Consider the following 22,868-nt stretch of genomic DNA (forward strand, 5'->3'; position numbering starts at 1 on the left):
AGGTCGGTCAGTGGCGGCCTGGGTATTCTGTGTGAAGCTTATCCAGCAGCGCATCCTTGTCTTCCCACAACCGGTTGATCCACCCCTGGAACGCCAACCGATATTCCCCATCCTGCTCATAATTCTTGCCGATAAACCCGGCTGGAATCTGCACTTCCTCAAAGCGCACCACCACGTCTTTCACATTCCCGCACAACAAATCCCAATACCCTGGACGCCCGGCCGGGTAGTGGATGGTCACGTTCACCAATGACTTGAGCTGCTCGCCCATGGCATCCAGCACAAACGCAATGCCACCGGCCTTGGGCTTGAGCAGGTAACGGAACGGCGATTTCTGCTGTGCGTGCTTGCCCGGCGTAAACCGCGTGCCTTCGGCAAAGTTGAAAATACCCACCGGGTTGTCGCGAAACTTCGCGCAGGTCTTGCGCGTGGTTTCCAGGTCTTTGCCTTTCTTCTCCGGGTGCTTCTCCAGGTAAGCCTTGGTGTAGCGCTTCATAAACGGGAAGCCCAGCGCCCACCATGCCAGGCCAATCACCGGCACCCAGATCAGTTCCTGCTTGAGGAAAAACTTCAGCGGCCGAATCCGGCGATTGAGCACGTATTGCAGCACCATGATGTCGACCCAGCTCTGGTGGTTACTGGTCACCAGATACGAGTGCTGGTAGTCCAGGCCTTCAAGGCCAGTCAGGTGCCAGCGTGTGCGTCGCACCAGGTTCATCCAGCCCTTGTTGTTGGTCACCCAGGCTTCGTGGGTGTGGTTCATCAGCCATTCGCTGAAGCGTTTGGCAAATGGCAGCGCCTTGAACAGCGCGACAACAAACAGGAACGAACACAGCAGGATCGTGTTCAGCGCCAACAACAAGGACGCGATTACCCCGCGTACGGCGGCAGGTAGAAAATCCAGCATTTAGATATCCATAGGTCGGTTGGCGGCTTGAATCGCCGTCAGGGCGATGGTGTACACGATGTCGTCCACTTGTGCACCGCGCGGCAGGTCGTTCACCGGTTTGCGCAAGCCTTGCAGCATGGGGCCCAGGCTTACGCAGTCGGCGCTGCGCTGCACGGCCTTGTGCGTGGTGTTGCCGGTGTTCAGGTCCGGGAACACGAACACCGTGGCTTTACCGGCGACCTGGCTGTTGGGCGCCAACTGCCGGGCGACGGTTTCATTGGCGGCGGCGTCGTATTGCAATGGCCCATCGATCAGCAGCGAGCTTTGCTGTTCGTGGGCGAGCAAGGTGGCTTCGCGGACTTTCTCCACTTCTTCGCCGCTGGCCGAATCACCGCTGGAATAGCTGATCATCGCCACCCGTGGCGTAATGCCGAAGGCAGCGGCGGAGTCGGCACTTTGCAGGGCGATTTCCGCCAGTTCCACGGCGCTTGGGTGCGGATTCATCACGCAGTCGCCGTACACCAGCACCTGCTCGGGGAACAGCATAAAGAACACCGACGACACCAAGGTGCAGCCCGGCGCCGTTTTAATCAGCTGCAGGGCAGGGCGGATGGTGTTGGCGGTGGAGTGAATAACCCCGGAAACCAGGCCGTCCACTTCATCCAGCGCGAGCATCATGGTGGCGATCACCACCGTATCTTCCAATTGTTGCTCGGCCATCGGCGCGTTGAGGCTCTTGCTCTTGCGCAGTGCGACCATTGGCTCGACATAGCGCTGGCGAATCAGGTCCGGGTCGAGAATCTCCAGGCCTTCGGGCAATTCGATGCCGTGGGCGCGGGCGACGGCTTCCACGTCGGCAGGTTTGGCCAGCAGCACGCAGCGCGCAATGCCCCGGGCCTGGCAGATGGCGGCGGCCTGCACGGTCAACGGCTCGCTGCCCTCGGGCAACACGATGCGTTTGTTGGCGGCCTGGGCGCGCTGGATCAACTGATAGCGGAACACCGCGGGCGACAGGCGCATTTCCCGTGGCGTGCCGCAGCGTTGGTGCAGCCAGCGTGCATCGAGGTGGCTGGCGACGAAATCGGTGATGATCTCCGCGCGCTCGCGGTCATCAATCGGGATTTCTTTGTTCAGGCTGTTGAGCTGGTTGGCCGTGTCGTAGGAGCCAGTGCTCACGGAAAGGACTGGCAGCCCGGCCTGGAAGGCGCCACGGCACAGGTCCATGATGCGCGGGTCGGGCAGGGTGTCGCTGGTCAGCAACAGGCCGGCCAAGGGGACGCCGTTGATCGCGGCGAGGCTGACGGCCAGGATGATGTCGTCACGGTCGCCCGGCGTTACCACCAGCACGCCCGGCTTTAGCAGCTCCACGGTGTTACGCATGGTGCGCGCGCAAATGATGATCTTGGTCATGCGCCGGGTTTCGTAGTCGCCGGCGTTGAGGATCTGTGCGCCCATCAGGTCGGCCACGTCGCGGGTGCGCGGGGCGTTGAGTTCGGGCTGGTAAGGGATGCACCCGAGCAGGCGGAAATCGCCGCTACGCAACAGGGGCGAGTGCTCCTTGAGGCGCGCCGAGAAGGCTTCCATGCTTTCGTCGGTGCGCACCTTGTTGAGGATCACGCCCAGCACTTTCGGGTCTTTGGGGCCGCCGAACAGTTGGGCCTGCAATTCCACGCGGCCCGATAGCTCGGTGAGCACTTCGTTTTCCGGCGCCGACACCAGGATCACTTCCGCGTCGAGGCTCTTGGCCAGGTGCAGGTTGACCCGCGCCGCATAGCTGGCGCTGCGGGTCGGCACCATGCCTTCGACGATCAGCACGTCTTTGCCCACGGCGGCTTGCTGGTACAGGGTGATGATTTCTTCGAGCAGCTCGTCGAGCTGGCCGTCGCCGAGCATGCGTTCCACATGGGCCAGGCCCAAGGGTTGTGGTGGCTTAAGGCCGTGGGTGCGCGCGACCAGTTCGGTGGAGCGCTCGGGGCCGGTGTCACCCGGATGTGGCTGGGCAATCGGTTTGAAGAAGCCGACTTTCAGCCCGGCCCGCTCAAGGGTGCGCACCAGCCCAAGGCTGATGGAGGTCAGACCCACACCAAAATCGGTGGGCGCGATAAAAAAAGTCTGCATGCGAATTCTCTGGAGGTGCATGGCTTCGGTGGCGCTCTATGGCTGAGCGCCTACCGGGAATCAGGCACCAAGGTTATCGTTATTCAGGCGCTTGCGCACACCAGCCGCACGTAAAGGGTTGGCCTATTTTTTCAAGACGTTGCGCGGTATCGAGTACCCAGGCGCGCGACTGCCATGGCGGCTGGTGGCGCAGGTGCTGGGTGTGGCCGCAAGACAGCTCGGCCACCCAATGGTTGTCCTCATCCTGATGGAAACCGATGATGAAGGATGCCGTTGATCGGTTCCGTCTGTCCGGGTTCTGTTCGCTTTCGGGCAAATCCTTGTTTAGACTTGTCCGTTCTTCATTCTTATGCAAAAGGTCTCGCCCCATGACGATCGCCGCTAACAAGGCTGTCTCCATCGACTATACCCTGACCAACGACGCTGGTGAGGTCATCGACAGCTCCGCCGGCGGCGCGCCGCTGGTCTACCTGCAAGGTGCAGGTAACATCATCCCGGGCCTGGAGAAGGCTCTGGAAGGCAAGAACGTCGGTGACGAACTGACTGTCGCCGTAGAACCTGAAGATGCTTACGGCGAATACTCCGCCGAACTGGTCAGCACCCTGAGCCGCAGCATGTTCGAAGGCGTTGATGAGCTGGAAGTGGGCATGCAGTTCCACGCATCCGCTCCGGACGGCCAGATGCAGATCGTCACCATCCGCGATCTGGACGGCGACGACGTGACTGTCGACGGCAACCACCCTCTGGCTGGTCAGCGCCTGAACTTCCAAGTGAAGATCGTTGCTATCCGCGACGCCTCCCAGGAAGAAGTGGCCCACGGCCACGTCCACGGTGAAGGCGGTCATCACCATTGATTGTGGTTTGATCAATAGGTAGCAAAAACGCCCCGACTGGTTCGGGGCGTTTTTTTTGCGCCCGAAAATACACTGCAGTTCAAGTGTGGGAGCGGGCTTGCCCGCGATGAGGGCCTGTCAGCCGCCTTATACATCACTGACCCACCGCAATCGCGGGCAAGCCCGCTCCCACATTTTTGATCTTATCGCGCACAAACAAAAATGCCCCGGACCTTTCGGTTCGGGGCATTTCTTAACTGTTACGTAACCTGAGTTACGTGGCAGTTGTTACCACTTAGGCTGCTGCAGCGACGTTCAGAGCCTTGATGTGGCCATTCAGGCGGCTTTTATGACGAGCGGCTTTGTTCTTGTGGATGATGCCTTTATCGGCCATACGGTCGATAACAGGCACAGCCAGAACGTAAGCAGCTTGAGCTTTTTCAGCGTCTTTGGTGTCGATGGCTTTAACTACATTCTTGATGTAGGTACGAACCATGGAACGCAGGCTGGCGTTGTGGCTGCGACGCTTCTCAGCCTGTTTTGCACGTTTTTTGGCGGAAGGTGTGTTGGCCACCGTCGAGCTCCTCGAAAGACTTTTTAGGAAATAGCAAACAAAATAGGCCGCGAATCATGCCGATGACTTGATGGGTTGTCAAGGGCGGCTGATGCGAACTGCTGAGTGGTCGATCTGAAGAGGCGGGTGATTTATTTCCGGCGCTTGACCTGTAAACTCGCGAGCTTTGGCTCTGTGCTGTTGCAGGCGCGCAGTATCGCATAAGTGGGCGCTTTGTTCGCCTGCTCTTTATCTAAAGGCGCAAACTCTTTCAATGAATCTGCTCAAATCGTTGGCTGCCGTCAGCTCTATCACGATGATCTCCCGGGTTTTAGGGTTTGTGCGTGACACCCTGCTGGCGCGCATTTTCGGCGCCAGCATGGCCACGGATGCGTTCTTTATTGCCTTTAAACTGCCCAACCTGTTGCGGCGGATCTTCGCCGAGGGCGCATTCTCCCAGGCGTTCGTGCCGATCCTGGCCGAATACAAAACCCAGCAGGGTGAAGAGGCGACCCGTACCTTTATTGCCTATGTCTCGGGCTTGCTGACCCTGGTACTGATGCTGGTAACCCTCGTCGGCATGCTTGCCGCGCCCTGGGTGATCTGGGCCACGGCCCCCGGTTTTGCCAATACCCCGGAAAAATTCGCGCTGACCACTGACCTGTTGCGGGTGACCTTTCCTTATATATTGCTGATTTCGCTGTCTTCCCTGGCCGGGGCGATCCTCAATACCTGGAACCGTTTCTCGGTACCGGCCTTCGTGCCGACATTGCTGAACGTCAGCATGATTATTTTCGCGCTGTTCCTGACGCCGTACTTCGACCCGCCGGTTATGGCCCTGGGCTGGGCGGTACTGGCCGGCGGCCTGGCGCAGCTGCTGTACCAACTGCCGCACCTGAAAAAAATCGGCATGCTGGTGCTGCCGCGCCTGAACCTCAAGGACACCGGCGTATGGCGCGTGATGCGCAATATGCTGCCGGCGATCCTGGGCGTGTCGGTGAGCCAGATTTCCCTGATCATCAACACTGCGTTCGCATCCTTGCTGGTGTCCGGTTCGGTCTCCTGGATGTACTACGCCGATCGCTTGATGGAGTTGCCGTCCGGCGTACTGGGTGTAGCCTTGGGCACAATCTTGCTGCCGACGCTGTCGCGCACCTATGCCAGCAAGGACCGCCAGGAGTATTCGCGCATCCTCGACTGGGGCCTGCGCCTGTGCTTTATGCTGGTGTTGCCGTGTTCCCTGGCCCTGGGCATTCTGGCTGAGCCGTTGACCGTGTCGCTGTTCCAATACGGCCAGTTCAGCGCGTTTGACGCGTCAATGACCCAGCGCGCACTGGTCGCCTACTCCGTCGGTCTGCTCGGCATTATCGTGATCAAAGTGCTGGCGCCGGGCTTCTACGCCCAGCAAAACATCCGCACGCCGGTCAAGATCGCAATCTTCACACTGATCGTCACGCAACTGCTCAACCTGGTGTTTATCGGCCCGTTGGCCCATGCCGGCCTGGCCCTGGCCATCAGCGCGGGTGCCTGCATCAACGCGGGCCTGCTGTTTTATCAACTGCGCAAGCAGCAGATGTATCAGCCGCAGCCGGGCTGGGGCCTGTTTGCCCTCAAGCTGCTGGTGGCGGTGGCGATGATGTCGGCGGTGTTGTTGGGCCTGATGCACTTCATGCCCGCCTGGGATCAAGGCCATATGCTTGAACGCTTCATGCGCCTGGGTGTTCTGGTCGTGGCAGGTGTGGTGGTGTACTTCGGGATGTTGCTGTTGCAAGGCTTCCGTCTGCGTGATTTCAATCGAAAGTCGCTTGGCTAGAGACTTTGCCGTGATAAAACGGTTGTTTTATCGATTCGATCCATTTGGCCTGCGCTGTTGCCTGTCGTCCGGGGCCGGGTGTGGTTATAATCGACCACTTTATGAGCAAGAAGCGCGTTATGCAGCTGGTTCGAGGTCTCCACAACCTGCGCCCCGAGCATCGGGGCTGCGTCGCCACTATTGGCAACTTTGACGGTGTTCACCGTGGCCACCAGGCTATCCTGGGCCGGCTGCGTGAACGTGCGGTCGAGTTGGGCGTGCCCAGCTGCGTGGTGATTTTTGAGCCACAGCCGCGGGAATACTTTACCCCCGAGACGGCTCCGGCGCGCTTGGCCCGCCTGCGCGACAAGCTGCAACTGCTGGCTGAAGAGGGCGTGGACCGTGTGCTGTGCCTGGCCTTCAATCAGCGTTTGCAAAGCCTCAGCGCCGCCGAGTTCGTTGACCGTATCCTGGTAGATGGCCTGGGCGTGCAGCACCTGGAGGTCGGCGACGACTTCCGTTTCGGCTGCGACCGCGTCGGCGATTTCGACTTCCTGCAACACGCTGGTGTGAATCAAGGTTTTACCGTCGAAGCCGCGCAAACCGTCGAACTGGACGGCCTGCGCGTGAGCAGTACCCAGGTGCGTAACGCACTGGCGGCTGCCGACTTCGCCTTGGCCGAGCGTTTGCTCGGTCGCCCGTTCCGCATTGCCGGGCGGGTATTGCACGGCCAGAAGCTGGCGCGCCAACTGGGCACGCCAACCGCCAACGTGCAGCTCAAGCGTCGTCGTGTGCCACTCACCGGGGTTTACCTGGTAAGTGTCGACATCGACGGCCAATCGTGGCCGGGAGTCGCCAACATAGGCGTCAGGCCCACGGTTGCAGGTGATGGCAAGGCCCACCTGGAAGTTCACCTTTTGGATTTTGCCGGTGATTTGTATGACCGGCGTTTAACGGTGGTTTTCCACCAGAAGCTGCGTGAAGAGCAGCGTTTCGCCTCCCTTGAGGCGTTGAAAACGGCGATCAATGCGGATGTCGCCGCCGCCCGTGCACTAGCCGCACCTAGCGCCCATCGCTAACCGAAGAGCCTTAAATGACCGACTATAAAGCCACGCTAAACCTTCCGGACACCGCCTTCCCAATGAAGGCCGGCCTGCCACAGCGCGAACCGCAGATCCTGCAGCGCTGGGACAGTATTGGCCTGTACGGAAAGTTGCGCGAAATTGGCAAGGATCGTCCGAAGTTCGTCCTGCACGACGGCCCTCCTTATGCCAACGGCACGATTCACATCGGTCATGCGCTGAACAAAATTCTCAAGGACATGATCCTGCGTTCGAAAACCCTGTCGGGCTTCGACGCGCCTTATGTTCCGGGCTGGGACTGCCACGGCCTGCCGATCGAACACAAAGTCGAAGTGACCTACGGCAAGAACCTGGGCGCGGATAAAACCCGCGAACTGTGCCGTGCCTACGCCACCGAGCAGATCGAAGGGCAGAAGTCCGAATTCATCCGCCTGGGCGTGCTGGGCGAGTGGGACAACCCGTACAAGACCATGAACTTCAAGAACGAGGCCGGTGAAATCCGTGCCTTGGCTGAAATCGTTAAAGGCGGTTTCGTGTTCAAGGGCCTCAAGCCCGTGAACTGGTGCTTCGACTGCGGTTCGGCCCTGGCTGAAGCGGAAGTCGAGTACGAAGACAAGAAGTCCTCGACCATCGACGTGGCCTTCCCGATCGCCGACGACGACAAGCTGGCCCAAGCCTTTGGCCTATCCAGCCTGCCAAAGCCTGCAGCCATCGTGATCTGGACCACCACCCCGTGGACCATCCCGGCCAACCAGGCGCTGAACGTGCACCCGGAATTCACCTACGCCCTGGTGGACGTCGGTGATCGCCTGCTGGTGCTGGCCGAAGAAATGGTCGAAGCCTGCCTGGCGCGCTACGAGCTGCAAGGTTCGGTCATCGCCACCACCACCGGCACTGCGCTGGAACTGATCAATTTCCGTCACCCGTTCTATGACCGTCTGTCGCCGGTGTACCTGGCTGACTACGTGGAGCTGGGTTCGGGTACTGGTGTGGTTCACTCCGCGCCGGCCTACGGCGTTGATGACTTTGTGACCTGCAAAGCCTACGGCATGGTCAACGATGACATCCTCAACCCGGTGCAGAGCAATGGCGTGTACGCGCCGTCGCTGGAGTTCTTTGGCGGCCAGTTCATCTTCAAGGCCAACGAGCCGATCATCGACAAACTGCGTGAAGTCGGTTCGCTGCTGCACACCGAAACCATCAAGCACAGCTACATGCACTGCTGGCGTCACAAGACCCCGCTGATCTACCGCGCTACCGCGCAGTGGTTTATCGGCATGGACAAAGAGCCGACCAGCGGCGACACCCTGCGTGTGCGCTCGCTCAAAGCCATCGAAGACACCAAGTTCGTCCCGGCCTGGGGCCAGGCGCGCCTGCACTCGATGATCGCCAACCGCCCGGACTGGTGCATCTCCCGTCAGCGCAACTGGGGCGTGCCGATTCCGTTCTTCCTGAACAAGGAAAGCGGCGAGCTGCACCCACGTACCGTTGAACTGATGGAAGCAGTGGCGCTGCGCGTTGAGCAGGAAGGCATCGAAGCCTGGTTCAAGCTGGACGCCGCCGAACTGCTGGGCGACGAAGCGCCGCTGTACGACAAGATCAGCGACACCCTCGACGTGTGGTTCGACTCGGGTACCACCCACTGGCACGTGCTGCGCGGTTCGCACCCGATGGGTCACGCCACCGGCCCGCGTGCCGACCTGTACCTGGAAGGCTCGGACCAACACCGTGGCTGGTTCCACTCGTCGTTGCTGACCGGCTGCGCCATCGACAACCACGCGCCGTACCGCGAACTGCTGACCCACGGCTTCACCGTCGACGAGACGGGCCGCAAGATGTCCAAGTCGCTGAAAAACGTGATCGAGCCGAAAAAGATCAACGACACCTTGGGCGCCGACATCATGCGTCTGTGGGTCGCCTCGACCGATTACTCGGGCGAAATCGCCGTGTCGGACCAGATCCTGGCCCGTAGCGCCGATGCCTACCGCCGTATCCGTAATACCGCACGCTTCCTGCTGTCGAACCTGACCGGTTTCAACCCGGCCACCGACATCCTGCCGGCCGAGGACATGCTCGCCCTGGACCGTTGGGCCGTAGACCGTACGCTGTTGCTGCAGCGCGAGTTGCAGGAACACTACGGCGAATACCGTTTCTGGAACGTGTACTCCAAGATCCACAACTTCTGCGTGCAGGAGCTGGGTGGTTTCTACCTCGATATCATCAAGGACCGCCAGTACACCACCGGCGCCAACAGCAAGGCGCGCCGCTCGGCGCAGACCGCGCTGTACCACATCTCTGAAGCGCTGGTGCGCTGGATCGCACCGATCCTGGCCTTCACCGCTGACGAACTGTGGGAATACCTGCCGGGCGAGCGTAACGAATCGGTGATGCTCAACACCTGGTACGAAGGCCTGACCGAATTGCCGGCCAACTTCGAACTGGGCCGCGAGTACTGGGAAGGCGTGATGGCCGTCAAGGTTGCGGTGAACAAGGAGCTGGAAGTTCAGCGCGCGGCCAAGGCCGTCGGTGGCAACCTGCAAGCCGAAGTCACCCTGTTTGCCGAGGAAGGCCTGACCGCCGACCTGGCCAAGCTGAGCAACGAACTGCGCTTCGTACTGATCACCTCGACCGCGAGCCTGGCACCGTTTGCCCAGGCACCCGCGGACGCAGTGGCCACCGAAGTGCCGGGCCTCAAGCTCAAAGTGGTCAAGTCGGCCTTTCCTAAGTGCGCCCGTTGCTGGCACTGCCGTGAAGACGTCGGCGTGAACCCGGAGCATCCGGAAATCTGCGGTCGTTGCGTCGACAACATCAGCGGTGCTGGCGAGGTTCGCCACTATGCCTAATGCTTCCAGTCGTTTCGGACGTCTGGGTTTGCTCGTGCTGAGCGTGCTGGTTCTGGTCATTGATCAGGTCAGCAAGGCTCATTTCGAAGGCTCCCTGCAGATGTTCCAGCAGATTGTGGTCATTCCTGACTACTTCAGCTGGACCCTGGCCTACAACACCGGTGCTGCCTTCAGCTTCCTGGCGGACAGCGGCGGCTGGCAGCGCTGGCTGTTTGCCTTGATCGCGGTGGTTGTCAGCGCTGTGCTGGTGGTCTGGCTCAAGCGTCTGGGCCGTGATGATACCTGGCTCGCCATTGCCCTGGCCTTGGTGCTGGGCGGCGCGCTGGGCAACCTGTACGACCGCATTGCCCTGGGCCATGTGATCGACTTTATTCTGGTGCATTGGCAGAACCGCTGGTACTTCCCTGCGTTCAACTTTGCCGACAGCGCCATCACCGTCGGTGCAATCATGCTGGCGTTGGACATGTTCAAAAGCAAGAAAACCGGAGAGACCGTCAATGACTGATCAGGTATTGGCTGAGCAACGCATCGGCCAGAACACGGAAGTCACTTTGCATTTCGCACTGCGCCTGGAGAATGGCGACACGGTCGACAGCACGTTCGACAAAGCCCCGGCGACCTTCAAAGTCGGTGATGGCAACCTGCTGCCGGGCTTTGAAGCGGCACTGTTCGGTTTCAAGGCCGGCGACAAGCGCACCTTGCAGATCCTGCCGGAAAACGCCTTTGGCCAGCCCAACCCGCAAAACGTGCAGATCATCCCGCGCTCGCAGTTCCAGGACATGGACCTGTCGGAAGGCCTGTTGGTGATCTTCAACGATGCGGCGAACACCGAGCTGCCCGGCGTGGTTAAAACCTTCGATGACGCGCAAGTGACCATCGACTTCAACCACCCGTTGGCCGGTAAAACCTTGACGTTTGACGTTGAAATCATCGACGTTAAAGCGCTCTGACTGACGAAACCGGCGCTTATGGGGCCGGCTTGTGTGGGAGCTGGCTTGCCTGCGATAGCATCACCTCGGTGTACCTGATACACCCGGTCGTCTGCATCGCGGGCAAGCCCGGCTCCCACAGGGGCTCACTCCTGTAGAGTTGAGTTGATCCAATTTCTTGCCCTGCAAGACACGAGGCACAGCATGCAAATCAAACTCGCCAACCCCCGTGGCTTCTGCGCCGGTGTGGACCGGGCGATCGAAATCGTCAATCGCGCCCTGGAAGTGTTCGGGCCGCCGATTTACGTGCGCCATGAAGTCGTCCACAACAAATTCGTGGTTGAAGACCTGCGCGCACGCGGGGCTATCTTTGTCGAAGAACTCGACCAGGTGCCGGACGACGTTATCGTCATCTTCAGCGCCCACGGCGTGTCCCAGGCAGTACGTACCGAAGCGGCGGGCCGTGGCCTCAAGGTGTTTGACGCCACCTGCCCGCTGGTGACCAAGGTGCATATCGAAGTCGCGCGCTATAGCCGCGACGGCCGTGAATGCATCCTGATCGGCCACGCCGGTCACCCGGAAGTCGAAGGCACCATGGGGCAGTACGACGCCAGTAATGGCGGCGCCATCTACTTGGTAGAAGACGAAAAAGACGTGGCCGAGTTGCAGGTTCAAAACCCTGATCGCCTGGCCTTCGTGACGCAAACCACCCTGTCGATGGACGACACCAGCCGTGTGATCGATGCCCTGCGCACGCGTTTCCCGGCAATTGGCGGCCCACGCAAGGATGACATCTGCTACGCCACGCAAAACCGCCAGGACGCGGTCAAGCAACTGGCCGACGAATGCGATGTGGTTCTGGTGGTCGGCAGCCCCAACAGCTCCAACTCCAACCGCTTGCGCGAACTGGCTGAACGCATGGCCACGCCGGCCTACCTGATCGATGGCGCTGAAGACATGCAGCGCAGTTGGTTCGACGGCGTTGAGCGTATTGGCATCACCGCAGGGGCTTCCGCTCCAGAAGTGCTGGTGCGCGGTGTGATCCAGCAACTGCAGGCCTGGGGCGCCACCGGCGCGGATGAATTGGCCGGTCGCGAAGAGAACATCACGTTCTCCATGCCCAAAGAGCTGCGGGTTCGTTCGCTGCTCTGAGTGCCACGGTGCCGGAGCCGCACAGCGCCTGCTCGGTGGCCTCACTGCGCAGGCTGATGCGCCCGCTGGGCGCCAGCACCACTTGATAGAGGCTCTGTACCGGGTCGGTGCCGCAGATGTGCACCGTACCGGCGCGGAAGCCACCTCCCGCAAACACCGGCTCACCCAGCCCGCTGAAGCGTACCTGGTTCTTGACTGGCCCATTGCCCGCCATCAGCACGCGCCCATTGCCCTGCCGTTCCAGCAGTATAGGGTTGTCGGTACCCGGCTCGCCGCGCCCGCTTGTATCCACGATGATTTGCCATCCTCGGCTCCAATCGTTCTCCAGCGCCTGAATGATCACTGCGCGATTGCGGGTGATTGCCTCAGTGCGCGCCAACCGCAGGCCTTCGGCAAGTGATTGTGCCGCGCTGCGTTGCTGCTGCGACGCAAGCAACCCCTTGAAGGCGGGCACTGCCACGGTCACCAGGATGCCGCCCAGTAACAGGCCGAACAGAAGTTCGATCAGGGTGAAACCGCGTTGTTGCATAGTCTGTCCCTCCATGGGCAAGGGTAAAAATGGGTTTGGAGACCTAGGTATAGCGCCCGGCGGCGGGGCTGAATGATGGCCTTTATGTCCAAAGTATTTCCCTTTGTTCCGATAGCAGCGCGAGCCAAAAACCGGCGCTAGTCTTGGGTCTCACAGCAGCATTGCGCTGCTTTTTTCAGCCTTCGACACGGATGACGACGGTAATGCTTGCCTGCCCGAACAGACTTTTTCCCTGCGCGCTGCCTCGACAGCAAACCGGCATGACCTTGATCGAAGTGCTGGTGGCGGTGCTGATTCTCGCCGTCGGGTTGCTGGGCGCCGCAGTGACCCAGCTCAATGCACTCAAGTACACCGACAGCTCAAGGATGACCAGCCAGGCCAGTTTCATTGCCTACGATATGCTCGACCGAATCCGCGCCAACTCAGGCGCCGACTATGCATGGGGGGTCGCGCAAACCGCCCCCGTCCTTAGCGCGACGGCCAGCGTGCGGGACCTGGACCTGCATGACTTCGAAGCCAATATCATCGGCTTCGCCGGCGAGGACGCCAAAGGCTCGGTGGTGATCAGCAGTGGCGAGGTAACCGTGAGCATCAGTTGGGATGATGCCCGTGGGGCGAATACGCCCGGGGCGCGGGAAACCTTCATCCTCACCAGCCGCATTACCAGCGACCCGCAGGCGCCTCAATGAGAAGCTTTGTCCGTGGCTTCAGCCTGGTGGAGTTGTTGCTCGCGCTGGCTATCGGGTTGCTGCTGGTGCTGGGTGTCAGCCAGGTGACGATCAGCGCTCGCGCGACTCAAGCCAGCCAACAGGCCGCCATGCTGCTGCAGGATGACGCGCGGTTTGTGCTGGGCAAGATGATCCGGGATATCCGCCAGGCGGGCATGTTCGGCTGCCTGGCGACAGCCTCTATCGACAACGCACCGTCAGCCTTTGATCAACCTGTGGGTTGGCATTCTGCAGGCAGTTCCTGGTCGCTGACGCTGGTCACCGCCGATGTCGCAGGTGAGGGCGGCACGCCTGACTGGACGGTGCTCTCTGACTGCCTCGGCACGGCCCAAGCCTACGCGGGGAATTCACCGCCACCGATGCCAGGGCAGATCCGCTTTGCGCTGCGCCAACTCACCTACACCTATGAAACTGGGCAATTGAAGGTCAGTACGCCTGCGGCGCCGGCCAAGGCGGTGCTGTTGGACAACGTGCAGGCCTTCGACATCAGTTTCGGCGTGGCGGGCAAACCAGGTTCGCCTCAGGTAGCGCGCTATGACGCCAGCCCGGCGGATGAATCGCTGATCCGCAGCGTACGCCTGCGCATGACGCTGCAAGACCCGACCGGGCGCGTGAAAGATCAGGCCTACAGCGTCGTCGCAGCCCTGCGAAACCGGTTGGGGTAGGGCAGCATGTTCAATCTTCAACGCTTTTATGCAGGGCAAGCCGGCATGGTTTTACTGATCAGCCTGGTGTTTCTGCTGGTGCTGTCACTGATCGGCCTGGCATCGATGCAAGGGGCGGTGTCCCAACAAAAGATTACCGGCAGCGTATGGCATCGAAACCAGTCATTCCAAAGCGCCGAAAGTGGCCTGCGGTTGGGTGAGTCGGTGATCCGGCGGGCAGGCGCGACACTGCCGGTGTGTCGGGCAGTCAATACCTGTGCGCCGCCGATCGAGTCGTCGCAGGTGATAGAGGCTGGCACAAACCCCGTGTCAGCGGTCACTTGGGTTGCCCTGAAGGGCGGCCTGTATGGCGTGCAATCCCTGGGAGTGGGCGTGGGGATGGCGGGTTTGCCTGCCGAAACACCGGCCCCGTTGTACCGCGTGACGGCGGTTGGGAGCAGTGGCCAAGTGCGCACGGTGCTGGAGGCGGTCTATGCACAGGCAGAGGGCGGTCTGAGCGTTCATCGGGTGCTATGGCGACAACTTCACTAGTAAGGAGCGTATCAATGGGCAAGGATTGCCAAGGTTTTACCCTGATAGAGTTACTGGGCGCGGTCGCGATCATCGCGTTTTTGGCCGGGATTGCTTACCCCGCGTATACCGGGCAGGTGAAAAAAGCCTACCGCGCGCAGATCGTTGCACTGTTGATTGAGCAGGCGCAGCACCTCGAACGTTTTTACACGCGCCACGGCACTTTTATTGATGCAAGCGGCGCCAGTGCCGGCAATGATCACTATAGAATCAGCACTGCATTGAGCCCCCAGTCATTCACACTGGTCGCCTCGCCTGCAGTCGGCGCCATCATGGCAAATGACCCATGCGGTGAGTTCAGCTTGTCCAGCACCGGCGTGCGCAGCAACCCGGGCGCGATACCTGAAATGTCGCGCCAGGCGTGTTGGGGGCAATGATGAGAGTACTGGATGAATGGGCGCCGGGTGCGCTTTTCCCTTTTTATCGGCTGGATCAAATGATGGCTAAGCAACAGCAAGTGGTGATTGTCGGTGGCGGTGTCATCGGCTTGTTGACCGCGTTTAACCTGGCCACGGAGGGGCAGGCCGTGGTGCTGCTGGAGCGGTCGGGGCTTGGGCAGGAGTCTTCCTGGGCGGGTGGCGGCATTGTTTCGCCGCTGTATCCATGGCGCTACAGCCCGGCGGTCACCGCACTGGCCCATTGGTCGCAGGATTTTTACCCGCAGTTGGCAGAGCGGCTGTTTGCGGCCACCGGGGTTGATCCAGAGGTTCACACCACAGGCCTGTACTGGTTGGACCTGGAAGATGAAGCCCAAGCGTTGGCTTGGGCTGCCCAAGAAGGTCGCCCGTTGAGCAAGGTAGATGTGTCGGCCGCCCATGATGCCGTGCCGGTGCTGGGCGGTGGATATTCCCAGGCGATCTACATGGCGAACGTGGCCAATGTGCGCAACCCGCGTCTGGTCAAATCCCTCAAGGCTGCGCTGTTGGCGTTGCCGGGCGTGACCCTTCATGAGCAGTGCGAAGTGGAGGGGTTTGTTATTGAAGGTGGCAACGTCGTGGGTGTAAATACCGCTGCGGGGCCGATCCTGGGCGATCAGGTGGTGCTGGCTGCGGGCGCCTGGAGCGGCGAAATACTCGGCAAGCTGGGTCTGTCGCTGCCAGTGGAGCCGGTCAAAGGCCAAATGATTTTGTACAAATGTGCGTCGGATTTTTTGTCGAGCATGGTGCTGGCCAAAGGGCGTTATGCGATCCCGCGGCGTGACGGGCACATTCTGATCGGCAGCACGCTGGAGCATGAAGGGTTCGACAAGACCCCGACCGAGTCGGCCTTGGAAAGTCTCAAGGCATCGGCGGTGGAGTTGATTCCCGCGCTGGCAGACGCGCAGGTCGTAGGTCACTGGGCCGGTTTGCGCCCCGGTTCACCGGAAGGTATCCCTTACATCGGTGAAGTGCCCGGTTTCAAAGGGCTTTGGCTCAACTGCGGGCATTATCGCAATGGGCTGGTGCTCGCGCCGGCATCCTGTCAACTGTTCGCTGACTTGCTGTTGGGGCGTCCCCCGATCATTGACCCGGCGCCGTATGCGCCCGCCGGTCGGATCAACGCTGAATAGACTTCGGCGCTTGTTCCAGGTGCGCCTGGGTGCAGTACCACTCCTGGCGTGAATTGAGTGCGCGATCCTGCGGCAGGTGCACGCCGCAGTGGGCGCAGCGCACCATCAGGGCCGCGCCCGGCTCGGCGGAGCGTTGCTGTTTAGCCGCCGGGCTTTTGAATTTGCGCCAGAACCATACCGCGGCAGCAATGACGGCAATCCAGAACAGTAGACGAAGCATGATGGGCAGTTTCTCGACAGGGAATGCGCCAGTTTAGCCAAGCGCGTGGCAAGCGCACAGCGCAATAACAAGACGCCCACAAAAAAGGAGCCTCGAGAGGCTCCTTCTTGATGACGCTGTGTGCAATCAGTCAAACACGCCGAAGGTCATGTAGCTGAACCACGAACGGTCTTCATTGTTGCCCAGGGCCTGCGGTGCTTCTTCTTCGATCACGTCGCCATTGGCGTCATGCGGCTTGAGCTCCGAAGGAATGGCTTCCTTGGCGTCCTGGAACTGCTTCATCACGTCCTGGTTGGCGCGGGTTTCGCCCGGCGGCAACGGTGGGCGGGAACTGATCAGGCCCAGGGTGTATTTGCTCAACCAGGAACGGTTGTCTGCTTCAGCTACCCGAGGCACGAACTGGCCGTCTTTCAGACTTGGGGAGTCCGGGTAGTTGAGCTTCAGGGTTTCCAGGCTGGTGGTTGCCAATGCATCCAGGTGCAATGCCTGGTAAGCCTGGGTCATCACCGCCAGGCCATCACCCACGGATGGGGTCTCCTGGAAGTTCTCAACTACATAACGACCACGGTTGGCGGCAGCTACATACGCCTGACGGGTCAGGTAGTAGTCGGCCACGTGAATCTCGTAGGACGCCAGCAGGTTGCGCAGGTAGATCATGCGCTGCTTGGCGTCCGGCGAGTAGCGGCTGTTGGGGTAGCGGCTGGTGAGCTGGGCGAACTCGTTGAAGGAGTCGCGGGCAGCACCAGGGTCACGCTTGGTCATGTCCAGCGGCAGGAAGCGCGCCAGCAGGCCAACATCCTGGTCGAACGAGGTCAGGCCCTTCATGTAGTAGGCGTAGTCCACGTTCGGGTGCTGCGGGTGCAGGCGGATGAAACGCTCGGCGGCGGATTTTGCAGCTTCCGGCTCCGCGTTCTTGTAGTTGGCGTAGATCAGCTCGAGCTGTGCCTGGTCGGCATAGCGCCCGAACGGATAGCGCGACTCCAGGGCCTTCAGCTTGGCTGTGGCACTGGTGTAGCTATTATTGTCCAAGTCTTTTTGAGCTAATTGATACAGCTCGACTTCGCTCAGGTTTTCGTCGACGACTTCCTTTGTTGACGAGCAAGCAGCAGTCATGGCGAGGATGGCGATCAGCAGCAGGTGTTTCACTTGCATGGCGGCTTGCGTCCCTATGACGGCCGCTGTCTTGGGCGGGGCCGTCCTGTTATGATGAGCGCCCCGTTGAAAGCCTCGGGGCAAAAGACGCCGTATTTAACCACAAGCGCGCAGCCGAAACCAAAGGCTGTGCCACGCCTAGTCTGAGCATGTCCGATAAAATTGAACTTCGCGCAGAGGTGCCGTCCGAATTGGGCGGCCAACGCCTCGATCAAGTCGCCGCACAATTATTCGCTGAGCACTCGCGCTCGCGCCTTTCCGCCTGGATCAAAGACGGCCGCCTGACTGTGGATGGAGCGGTTATCCGCCCGCGAGACATAGTCCATGGCGGTGCGATTCTTGAGCTGACTGCCGAGCAGGAAGCCCAGGGAGAATGGGTCGCCCAAGACATCGAGCTGGATATCGTCTATGAAGACGATGACATCCTGGTCATCAACAAACCTGCAGGCCTGGTGGTTCACCCGGCGGTCGGGCACGCTGATGGCACTTTGCTCAATGCCTTGTTGCACCACGTGCCGGACATCGTCAACGTGCCGCGCTGCGGCATCGTGCACCGCCTGGACAAGGACACCACCGGCTTGATGGTGGTGGCCAAGACCATTCAGGCGCAGACGCAGTTGGTCACACAATTGCAGGCCCGCAGTGTCAGCAGGATCTACGAATGCATCGTGATCGGCGTGGTGGTGGCGGGTGGCAAGATCAACGCCCCGATCGGCCGCCACGGCCAGCAGCGCCAGCGTATGGCTGTGATGGAAGGCGGCAAGCCGGCCGTCAGCCACTACCGTGTGCTGGAGCGTTTCCGCTCCCACACGCATGTGCGGGTGAAGCTGGAGACCGGCCGCACGCACCAGATTCGCGTGCATATGGCGCACATCAACTTCCCGTTGGTCGGAGATCCGGCCTACGGTGGTCGCTTCCGTATTCCGCCAGCGGCCAGCCAGACCATGGTTGAATCGCTGAAAACCTTCCCGCGCCAGGCACTGCATGCACGTTTCCTGGAGCTGGATCATCCGACGAGCGGTAAGCGGATGAGCTGGGAATCGCCTCTGCCGGACGATCTGGTCTGGTTGTTGTCGCTGCTCAAGCAGGATCGCGAGGCGTTTGTAGGATGAGTGACTGGCTGATTCCTGACTGGCCCGCGCCGTCGGGAGTCAAAGCCTGCGTCACCACCCGTGCGGGCGGCGTCAGTCTGGCGCCGTTCGACAGCCTTAATCTGGGCGATCATGTCGAGGACAGCCTTGAGGCCGTCCTTGAAAATCGTCGCCGTCTTACCGACGCTTTTACTATCCAGCCTGCCTGGTTACGCCAGGTTCACGGGATAACCGTGGTGGAGGCTGACCCTTCGCGTATCGCTGAAGCCGACGCCAGTTGGACCAGCACACCCGGCATTGCCTGCACCTCAATGACCGCCGATTGCCTGCCCGCGTTGTTCTGCAACCGCGCCGGCACACGTGTGGCGGCTGCCCATGCCGGTTGGCGCGGGTTGGCGGCCGGTGTATTGGAAGCTGCCTTCGAAAGCTTGAATGCCGAGCCCGGCGAAGTGCTGGTGTGGCTAGGCCCGGCCATCGGCCCGCAAGCGTTTGAGGTCGGCCCCGAAGTGCGTGAAGCCTTCATGCAGCAACTGCCAGCCACGGCCGAGGCCTTTGTACCTAGCCGCAACCCCGGCAAGTACATGGCCGATATTTACCAGTTGGCGCGCCTGCGCCTGGCCGCGCGCGGTGTCACTGCTGTATATGGTGGCGGTTTATGCACCGTTACCGACCCACGCTTCTTTTCCTATCGTCGCAGCCCGCGCACCGGTCGGTTCGCCTCCCTTATCTGGCTTGAGCGCTAGACTCTCCTGACTTGGGTCAATGCTGATCCACATCAAGGATCAGTTGCTTGAATCTTCCAGAATCCACCCCATCTATAAGGGTATCTGGCAGGTTTCTTCATTCAGGATGTGTATTTCTAGCTCCGGCCTGCTCAAAAGGAAGGTGACTAATGCGTATTGATCGTTTAACCAGCAAATTGCAGTTGGCACTCTCGGATTCCCAATCCCTGGCGGTCGGCCTCGACCATCCGGCGATTGAGCCTGCGCACTTGATGCAGGCGCTCCTGGAACAGCAAGGTGGTTCTATCAAGCCCTTGCTGATGCAGGTGGGCTTTGACGTCAACAGCCTGCGCAAGGAGTTGAGCAAAGAGCTCGACCAACTGCCGAAAATCCAAAACCCTACCGGCGACGTGAACATGTCGCAGGACTTGGCGCGCCTGCTTAACCAGGCCGATCGCCTGGCCCAGCAGAAAGGTGACCAGTTCATTTCCAGCGAACTGGTGCTGCTCGCCGCGATGGACGACAACAGCAAGCTTGGCAAATTGTTGTTGGGCCAGGGCGTGAGCAAAAAAGCTCTGGAAAACGCCATCAACAACCTGCGTGGCGGCGAGGCGGTGAATGACCCCAATCATGAGGAGTCGCGCCAGGCCCTGGACAAATACACCGTCGACCTGACCAAGCGCGCCGAAGAAGGCAAGCTGGACCCGGTGATCGGCCGTGACGACGAAATTCGTCGCACCATCCAGGTGTTGCAACGCCGCACCAAGAACAACCCTGTGCTGATCGGTGAGCCTGGCGTGGGTAAGACCGCGATTGCCGAAGGCCTGGCCCAGCGCATCATCAATGGTGAAGTGCCGGACGGCCTTAAAGGCAAGCGCTTGTTGTCGCTGGACATGGGTTCGCTGATCGCCGGTGCCAAGTTCCGTGGCGAGTTCGAAGAACGCCTGAAGTCCCTGCTTAATGAACTGTCGAAACAGGAAGGGCAGATCATTCTGTTTATCGATGAACTGCACACCATGGTCGGCGCCGGCAAGGGCGAAGGTTCGATGGATGCCGGCAATATGCTCAAGCCCGCATTGGCTCGGGGTGAGTTGCATTGCGTTGGCGCGACCACGCTCAACGAATACCGCCAGTACATTGAAAAGGACGCGGCCCTTGAGCGCCGCTTCCAGAAAGTACTGGTGGAAGAACCGAGCGAAGAAGACACCATCGCCATCCTGCGTGGCCTCAAAGAGCGTTATGAGGTGCACCACAAGGTGGCGATCACTGACGGCGCGATCATTGCGGCGGCCAAACTGAGCCATCGCTATATCACCGACCGTCAGTTGCCGGACAAGGCCATCGACCTCATCGACGAAGCGGCCAGCCGCATTCGCATGGAGATCGATTCCAAGCCGGAAGTGCTCGACCGCCTGGATCGGCGCCTGATTCAGCTGAAAGTTGAATCCCAGGCACTTAAGAAAGAAGAGGACGACGCAGCGAAGAAACGCCTGGAAAAACTTCAGGAAGAAATCCTGCGTTTGGAGCGCGAGTATTCGGACCTCGAAGAAATCTGGACCTCGGAAAAAGCCGAAGTGCAGGGTTCTGCGCAGATCCAGCAAAAGATCGAGCAGTCCCGTCAGGAGCTGGAAGCAGCGCGCCGTAAAGGCGACCTGAACCGCATGGCCGAGTTGCAGTACGGGGTGATCCCGGACCTGGAGCGCAGCCTGCAAATGGTTGACCAGCACGGCAAGCCCGAGAATCAGCTGCTGCGCAGCAAGGTGACCGAGGAAGAAATTGCCGAAGTGGTCTCCAAGTGGACCGGCATTCCCGTGTCGAAAATGCTTGAAGGCGAGCGCGACAAGCTGCTGAAAATGGAAAGCCTGCTGCACCAGCGCGTCATCGGCCAGGAAGAGGCCGTGGTGGCAGTGTCCAATGCGGTACGGCGTTCGCGGGCCGGTTTGTCCGACCCGAATCGTCCGAGCGGCTCGTTTATGTTCCTCGGCCCAACCGGCGTGGGTAAGACCGAGCTGTGCAAGGCATTGGCCGAGTTCCTCTTTGATACTGAAGAGGCCATGGTGCGCATCGATATGTCCGAATTCATGGAGAAACACTCGGTGGCGCGCCTGATCGGTGCTCCACCAGGCTATGTGGGCTATGAAGAAGGCGGTTACCTGACCGAAGCCGTGCGGCGTAAGCCTTACTCGGTGATCCTGCTGGATGAGGTCGAGAAGGCCCACCCGGATGTGTTCAACATCTTGCTGCAGGTGCTGGAAGATGGCCGGTTGACGGACAGCCACGGGCGCACTGTGGACTTTCGCAATACGGTGATCGTGATGACCTCTAACCTGGGCTCGGCGCAGATCCAGGAGCTGGTCGGTGATCGTGAGGCCCAGCGCGCTGCGGTGATGGATGCGCTGACCTCGCACTTCCGTCCGGAATTTATCAACCGGGTCGATGAAGTGGTGATCTTCGAGCCTCTGGCGCGGGATCAGATCGCGGGTATTACCGAGATCCAGTTGGGCCGTCTGCGTAGCCGCCTGGCCGAGCGTGAGCTTGACCTGGAGCTGAGCAGCGAGGCGTTGGACAAGCTGATCGCGGTGGGTTACGACCCCGTGTACGGCGCACGGCCTCTGAAACGTGCGATACAGCGCTGGATCGAGAACCCGTTGGCGCAGTTGATCCTGTCGGGCAGCTTCATGCCGGGGACCAGCGTGGCGGCCACGGTGGAAAACGACGAAATCGTCTTCCACTAAGCCCAGACTGTAAGGCGATAAGAGGAGGCCCCGCATTGCGGGGCCTTTTTTTTCGATAGGGCGTTGAACTGTAAGGCAAAGGCTTGTAAAGTGCGCCCCGCAGCAACGTCAGCCCACGGGTTTCTTCTCCCCAAGAAGAAATCAGAAACAAGCGCAAATCATTGTCTTAAAAGCAATTTAAAGGGTTGACAGGGTTTTTTAAGATTGTAGAATAGCGCGCCTCAGAGACGTGAACGTAGCGATACGGACAAGCCGATGAGAAGGTTGTAAAGCAGTAGAAGTTGTAAATTTGAAATATGTAGTTCCGTGATAGCTCAGTCGGTAGAGCAAATGACTGTTAATCATTGGGTCCCAGGTTCGAGTCCTGGTCACGGAGCCAATTTCAAAACCGGGGTATAGCGCAGTCCGGTAGCGCGCCTGCTTTGGGAGCAGGATGTCAGGAGTTCGAATCCCCTTACCCCGACCATTTTTGGGTCGTTAGCTCAGTTGGTAGAGCAGTTGGCTTTTAACCAATTGGTCGTAGGTTCGAATCCCACACGACCCACCATTTTTGAGACCAGTTAACGCTGGAATCGAATCTTAAGATCAGAGGCCAAAAGCACTGATCGAAGAAGGCGACTGAGAGGTCGCCTTTTTTTTACCGGGGTATAGCGCAGTCCGGTAGCGCGCCTGCTTTGGGAGCAGGATGTCAGGAGTTCGAATCCCCTTACCCCGAC

General features: G+C 60.0%; 22 protein-coding genes and 4 tRNA genes. 19 read left to right on the forward strand and 7 right to left on the reverse strand.

Features of this window, described 5'->3' with window-relative positions:
* Positions 1 to 7: 7 nt before the first annotated feature.
* From AOA62_RS16975 to AOA62_RS16985, 3 genes are all read right to left on the reverse strand, one after another.
* A complete protein-coding gene (locus AOA62_RS16975) occupies positions 8 to 907 on the reverse strand; it encodes an acyltransferase (protein ID WP_099549234.1) in 900 nt (299 codons plus the stop codon).
* On the reverse strand, positions 908 to 3,007 hold the full coding sequence (gene pta, locus AOA62_RS16980) for a phosphate acetyltransferase (protein WP_056859109.1): 2,100 nt from the start codon (positions 3,005 to 3,007) through the stop codon (positions 908 to 910). It lies immediately after the preceding gene.
* 79 nt (positions 3,008 to 3,086) lie between these two features.
* Positions 3,087 to 3,395 carry a DUF3565 domain-containing protein gene (locus tag AOA62_RS16985; RefSeq protein ID WP_225933027.1) on the reverse strand — a complete coding sequence of 103 codons (309 nt, stop codon included), beginning with the start codon at positions 3,393 to 3,395 and terminating at the stop codon, positions 3,087 to 3,089.
* On the opposite strand from AOA62_RS16985, the gene AOA62_RS16990 reads away from it, so the two are divergent.
* Complete coding sequence (locus AOA62_RS16990; protein WP_003188398.1) at positions 3,376 to 3,861, forward strand: peptidylprolyl isomerase; 486 nt, start codon at positions 3,376 to 3,378, stop codon at positions 3,859 to 3,861. The genes AOA62_RS16985 and AOA62_RS16990 overlap by 20 nt on opposite strands.
* 274 nt (positions 3,862 to 4,135) lie before the next feature.
* Here the strand turns inward: AOA62_RS16990 and rpsT are convergent, their stop codons facing one another.
* Entirely contained in the window at positions 4,136 to 4,414 is a 279-nt protein-coding gene (rpsT, locus tag AOA62_RS16995) for a 30S ribosomal protein S20 (protein ID WP_003171647.1), read from the reverse strand.
* A 253-nt stretch (positions 4,415 to 4,667) separates the two neighbouring features.
* Here rpsT and murJ point away from each other — a divergent pair, with 253 nt between their 5' ends.
* From murJ to ispH, 6 genes are all read left to right on the forward strand, one after another.
* Complete coding sequence (gene murJ / locus AOA62_RS17000; protein WP_056859107.1) at positions 4,668 to 6,206, forward strand: murein biosynthesis integral membrane protein MurJ; 1,539 nt, start codon at positions 4,668 to 4,670, stop codon at positions 6,204 to 6,206.
* 119 nt (positions 6,207 to 6,325) lie between these two features.
* Positions 6,326 to 7,264 (forward strand): bifunctional riboflavin kinase/FAD synthetase, encoded by a 939-nt coding sequence (gene ribF / locus AOA62_RS17005; RefSeq protein WP_016971190.1) that lies wholly within the window; start codon positions 6,326 to 6,328, stop codon positions 7,262 to 7,264.
* 14 nt (positions 7,265 to 7,278) lie between these two features.
* On the forward strand, positions 7,279 to 10,110 hold the full coding sequence (gene ileS / locus AOA62_RS17010) for an isoleucine--tRNA ligase (RefSeq protein WP_017137608.1): 2,832 nt from the start codon (positions 7,279 to 7,281) through the stop codon (positions 10,108 to 10,110).
* The gene (lspA, locus tag AOA62_RS17015) at positions 10,103 to 10,615 is read left to right on the forward strand and encodes a signal peptidase II (protein WP_017137607.1); all 513 of its coding nucleotides are present in this window, start codon (positions 10,103 to 10,105) and stop codon (positions 10,613 to 10,615) included. Before ileS ends, lspA begins: the two co-directional genes overlap by 8 nt.
* Positions 10,616 to 10,622: 7 nt before the next feature.
* On the forward strand, positions 10,623 to 11,060 hold the full coding sequence (gene fkpB, locus AOA62_RS17020; protein ID WP_010213263.1) for an FKBP-type peptidyl-prolyl cis-trans isomerase: 438 nt from the start codon (positions 10,623 to 10,625) through the stop codon (positions 11,058 to 11,060).
* Positions 11,061 to 11,243: 183 nt separating this feature from the next.
* Entirely contained in the window at positions 11,244 to 12,191 is a 948-nt protein-coding gene (gene ispH / locus AOA62_RS17025; protein WP_017137605.1) for a 4-hydroxy-3-methylbut-2-enyl diphosphate reductase, read from the forward strand.
* Here the strand turns inward: ispH and AOA62_RS17030 are convergent.
* Positions 12,145 to 12,720: a GspH/FimT family protein gene (locus AOA62_RS17030; RefSeq protein WP_099549235.1), complete on the reverse strand. Its 576-nt coding sequence runs from the start codon at positions 12,718 to 12,720 to the stop codon at positions 12,145 to 12,147. The two genes, ispH and AOA62_RS17030, sit on opposite strands and share 47 nt — an antisense overlap.
* A 203-nt stretch (positions 12,721 to 12,923) precedes the next feature.
* Here AOA62_RS17030 and pilV point away from each other — a divergent pair, with 203 nt between their 5' ends.
* The 5 genes from pilV (at position 12,924) to thiO (ending at position 16,232) form a co-directional block, all read left to right on the forward strand.
* Positions 12,924 to 13,409: a type IV pilus modification protein PilV gene (gene pilV, locus AOA62_RS17035; protein WP_099549236.1), complete on the forward strand. Its 486-nt coding sequence runs from the start codon at positions 12,924 to 12,926 to the stop codon at positions 13,407 to 13,409.
* Positions 13,406 to 14,113: a PilW family protein gene (locus AOA62_RS17040; RefSeq protein WP_017137602.1), complete on the forward strand. Its 708-nt coding sequence runs from the start codon at positions 13,406 to 13,408 to the stop codon at positions 14,111 to 14,113. The genes pilV and AOA62_RS17040 overlap by 4 nt, the downstream gene beginning before the upstream one ends.
* Before the next feature lie 6 nt (positions 14,114 to 14,119).
* The gene (locus tag AOA62_RS17045) at positions 14,120 to 14,644 is read left to right on the forward strand and encodes a PilX N-terminal domain-containing pilus assembly protein (protein WP_099549237.1); all 525 of its coding nucleotides are present in this window, start codon (positions 14,120 to 14,122) and stop codon (positions 14,642 to 14,644) included.
* A 14-nt stretch (positions 14,645 to 14,658) separates the two neighbouring features.
* Positions 14,659 to 15,060 (forward strand): type IV pilin protein, encoded by a 402-nt coding sequence (locus AOA62_RS17050; protein WP_017137600.1) that lies wholly within the window; start codon positions 14,659 to 14,661, stop codon positions 15,058 to 15,060.
* Between the two features lie 62 nt (positions 15,061 to 15,122).
* Positions 15,123 to 16,232, forward strand: coding sequence for a glycine oxidase ThiO (gene thiO, locus AOA62_RS17055; protein ID WP_099549238.1), 1,110 nt, complete (start codon positions 15,123 to 15,125; stop codon positions 16,230 to 16,232).
* On the opposite strand, the gene AOA62_RS17060 is transcribed toward thiO, so the two are convergent.
* Positions 16,219 to 16,452, reverse strand: coding sequence for a PP0621 family protein (locus AOA62_RS17060; protein ID WP_099549239.1), 234 nt, complete (start codon positions 16,450 to 16,452; stop codon positions 16,219 to 16,221). The two genes, thiO and AOA62_RS17060, sit on opposite strands and share 14 nt — an antisense overlap.
* 126 nt (positions 16,453 to 16,578) lie before the next feature.
* On the reverse strand, positions 16,579 to 17,604 hold the full coding sequence (locus AOA62_RS17065) for an outer membrane protein assembly factor BamD (RefSeq protein ID WP_017137597.1): 1,026 nt from the start codon (positions 17,602 to 17,604) through the stop codon (positions 16,579 to 16,581).
* Positions 17,605 to 17,753: 149 nt separating this feature from the next.
* Here AOA62_RS17065 and rluD point away from each other — a divergent pair, with 149 nt between their 5' ends.
* The 7 genes from rluD to AOA62_RS17100 all read left to right on the forward strand — a co-directional run bounded on the left by rluD (position 17,754) and on the right by AOA62_RS17100 (position 22,867).
* Complete coding sequence (rluD, locus tag AOA62_RS17070) at positions 17,754 to 18,716, forward strand: 23S rRNA pseudouridine(1911/1915/1917) synthase RluD (RefSeq protein WP_017137596.1); 963 nt, start codon at positions 17,754 to 17,756, stop codon at positions 18,714 to 18,716.
* The gene (pgeF, locus tag AOA62_RS17075) at positions 18,713 to 19,438 is read left to right on the forward strand and encodes a peptidoglycan editing factor PgeF (protein WP_099549240.1); all 726 of its coding nucleotides are present in this window, start codon (positions 18,713 to 18,715) and stop codon (positions 19,436 to 19,438) included. The genes rluD and pgeF overlap by 4 nt, the downstream gene beginning before the upstream one ends.
* Before the next feature lie 149 nt (positions 19,439 to 19,587).
* The gene (clpB, locus tag AOA62_RS17080) at positions 19,588 to 22,152 is read left to right on the forward strand and encodes an ATP-dependent chaperone ClpB (protein WP_017137594.1); all 2,565 of its coding nucleotides are present in this window, start codon (positions 19,588 to 19,590) and stop codon (positions 22,150 to 22,152) included.
* A gap of 303 nt (positions 22,153 to 22,455) precedes the next feature.
* Positions 22,456 to 22,531: transfer RNA gene (locus tag AOA62_RS17085), tRNA-Asn, on the forward strand.
* Between the two features lie 10 nt (positions 22,532 to 22,541).
* Positions 22,542 to 22,618: transfer RNA gene (locus AOA62_RS17090), tRNA-Pro, on the forward strand.
* Between the two features lie 5 nt (positions 22,619 to 22,623).
* Positions 22,624 to 22,699 (forward strand) — tRNA-Lys (locus AOA62_RS17095).
* A 94-nt stretch (positions 22,700 to 22,793) separates the two neighbouring features.
* Positions 22,794 to 22,867, forward strand: a tRNA-Pro gene (locus tag AOA62_RS17100).
* Position 22,868 lies beyond the last annotated feature (1 nt).

It is taken from the genome of Pseudomonas sp. 2995-3 (assembly GCF_002742565.1).
In the GTDB taxonomy this organism is placed as follows: Bacteria; Pseudomonadota; Gammaproteobacteria; order Pseudomonadales; family Pseudomonadaceae; genus Aquipseudomonas; species Aquipseudomonas edaphica.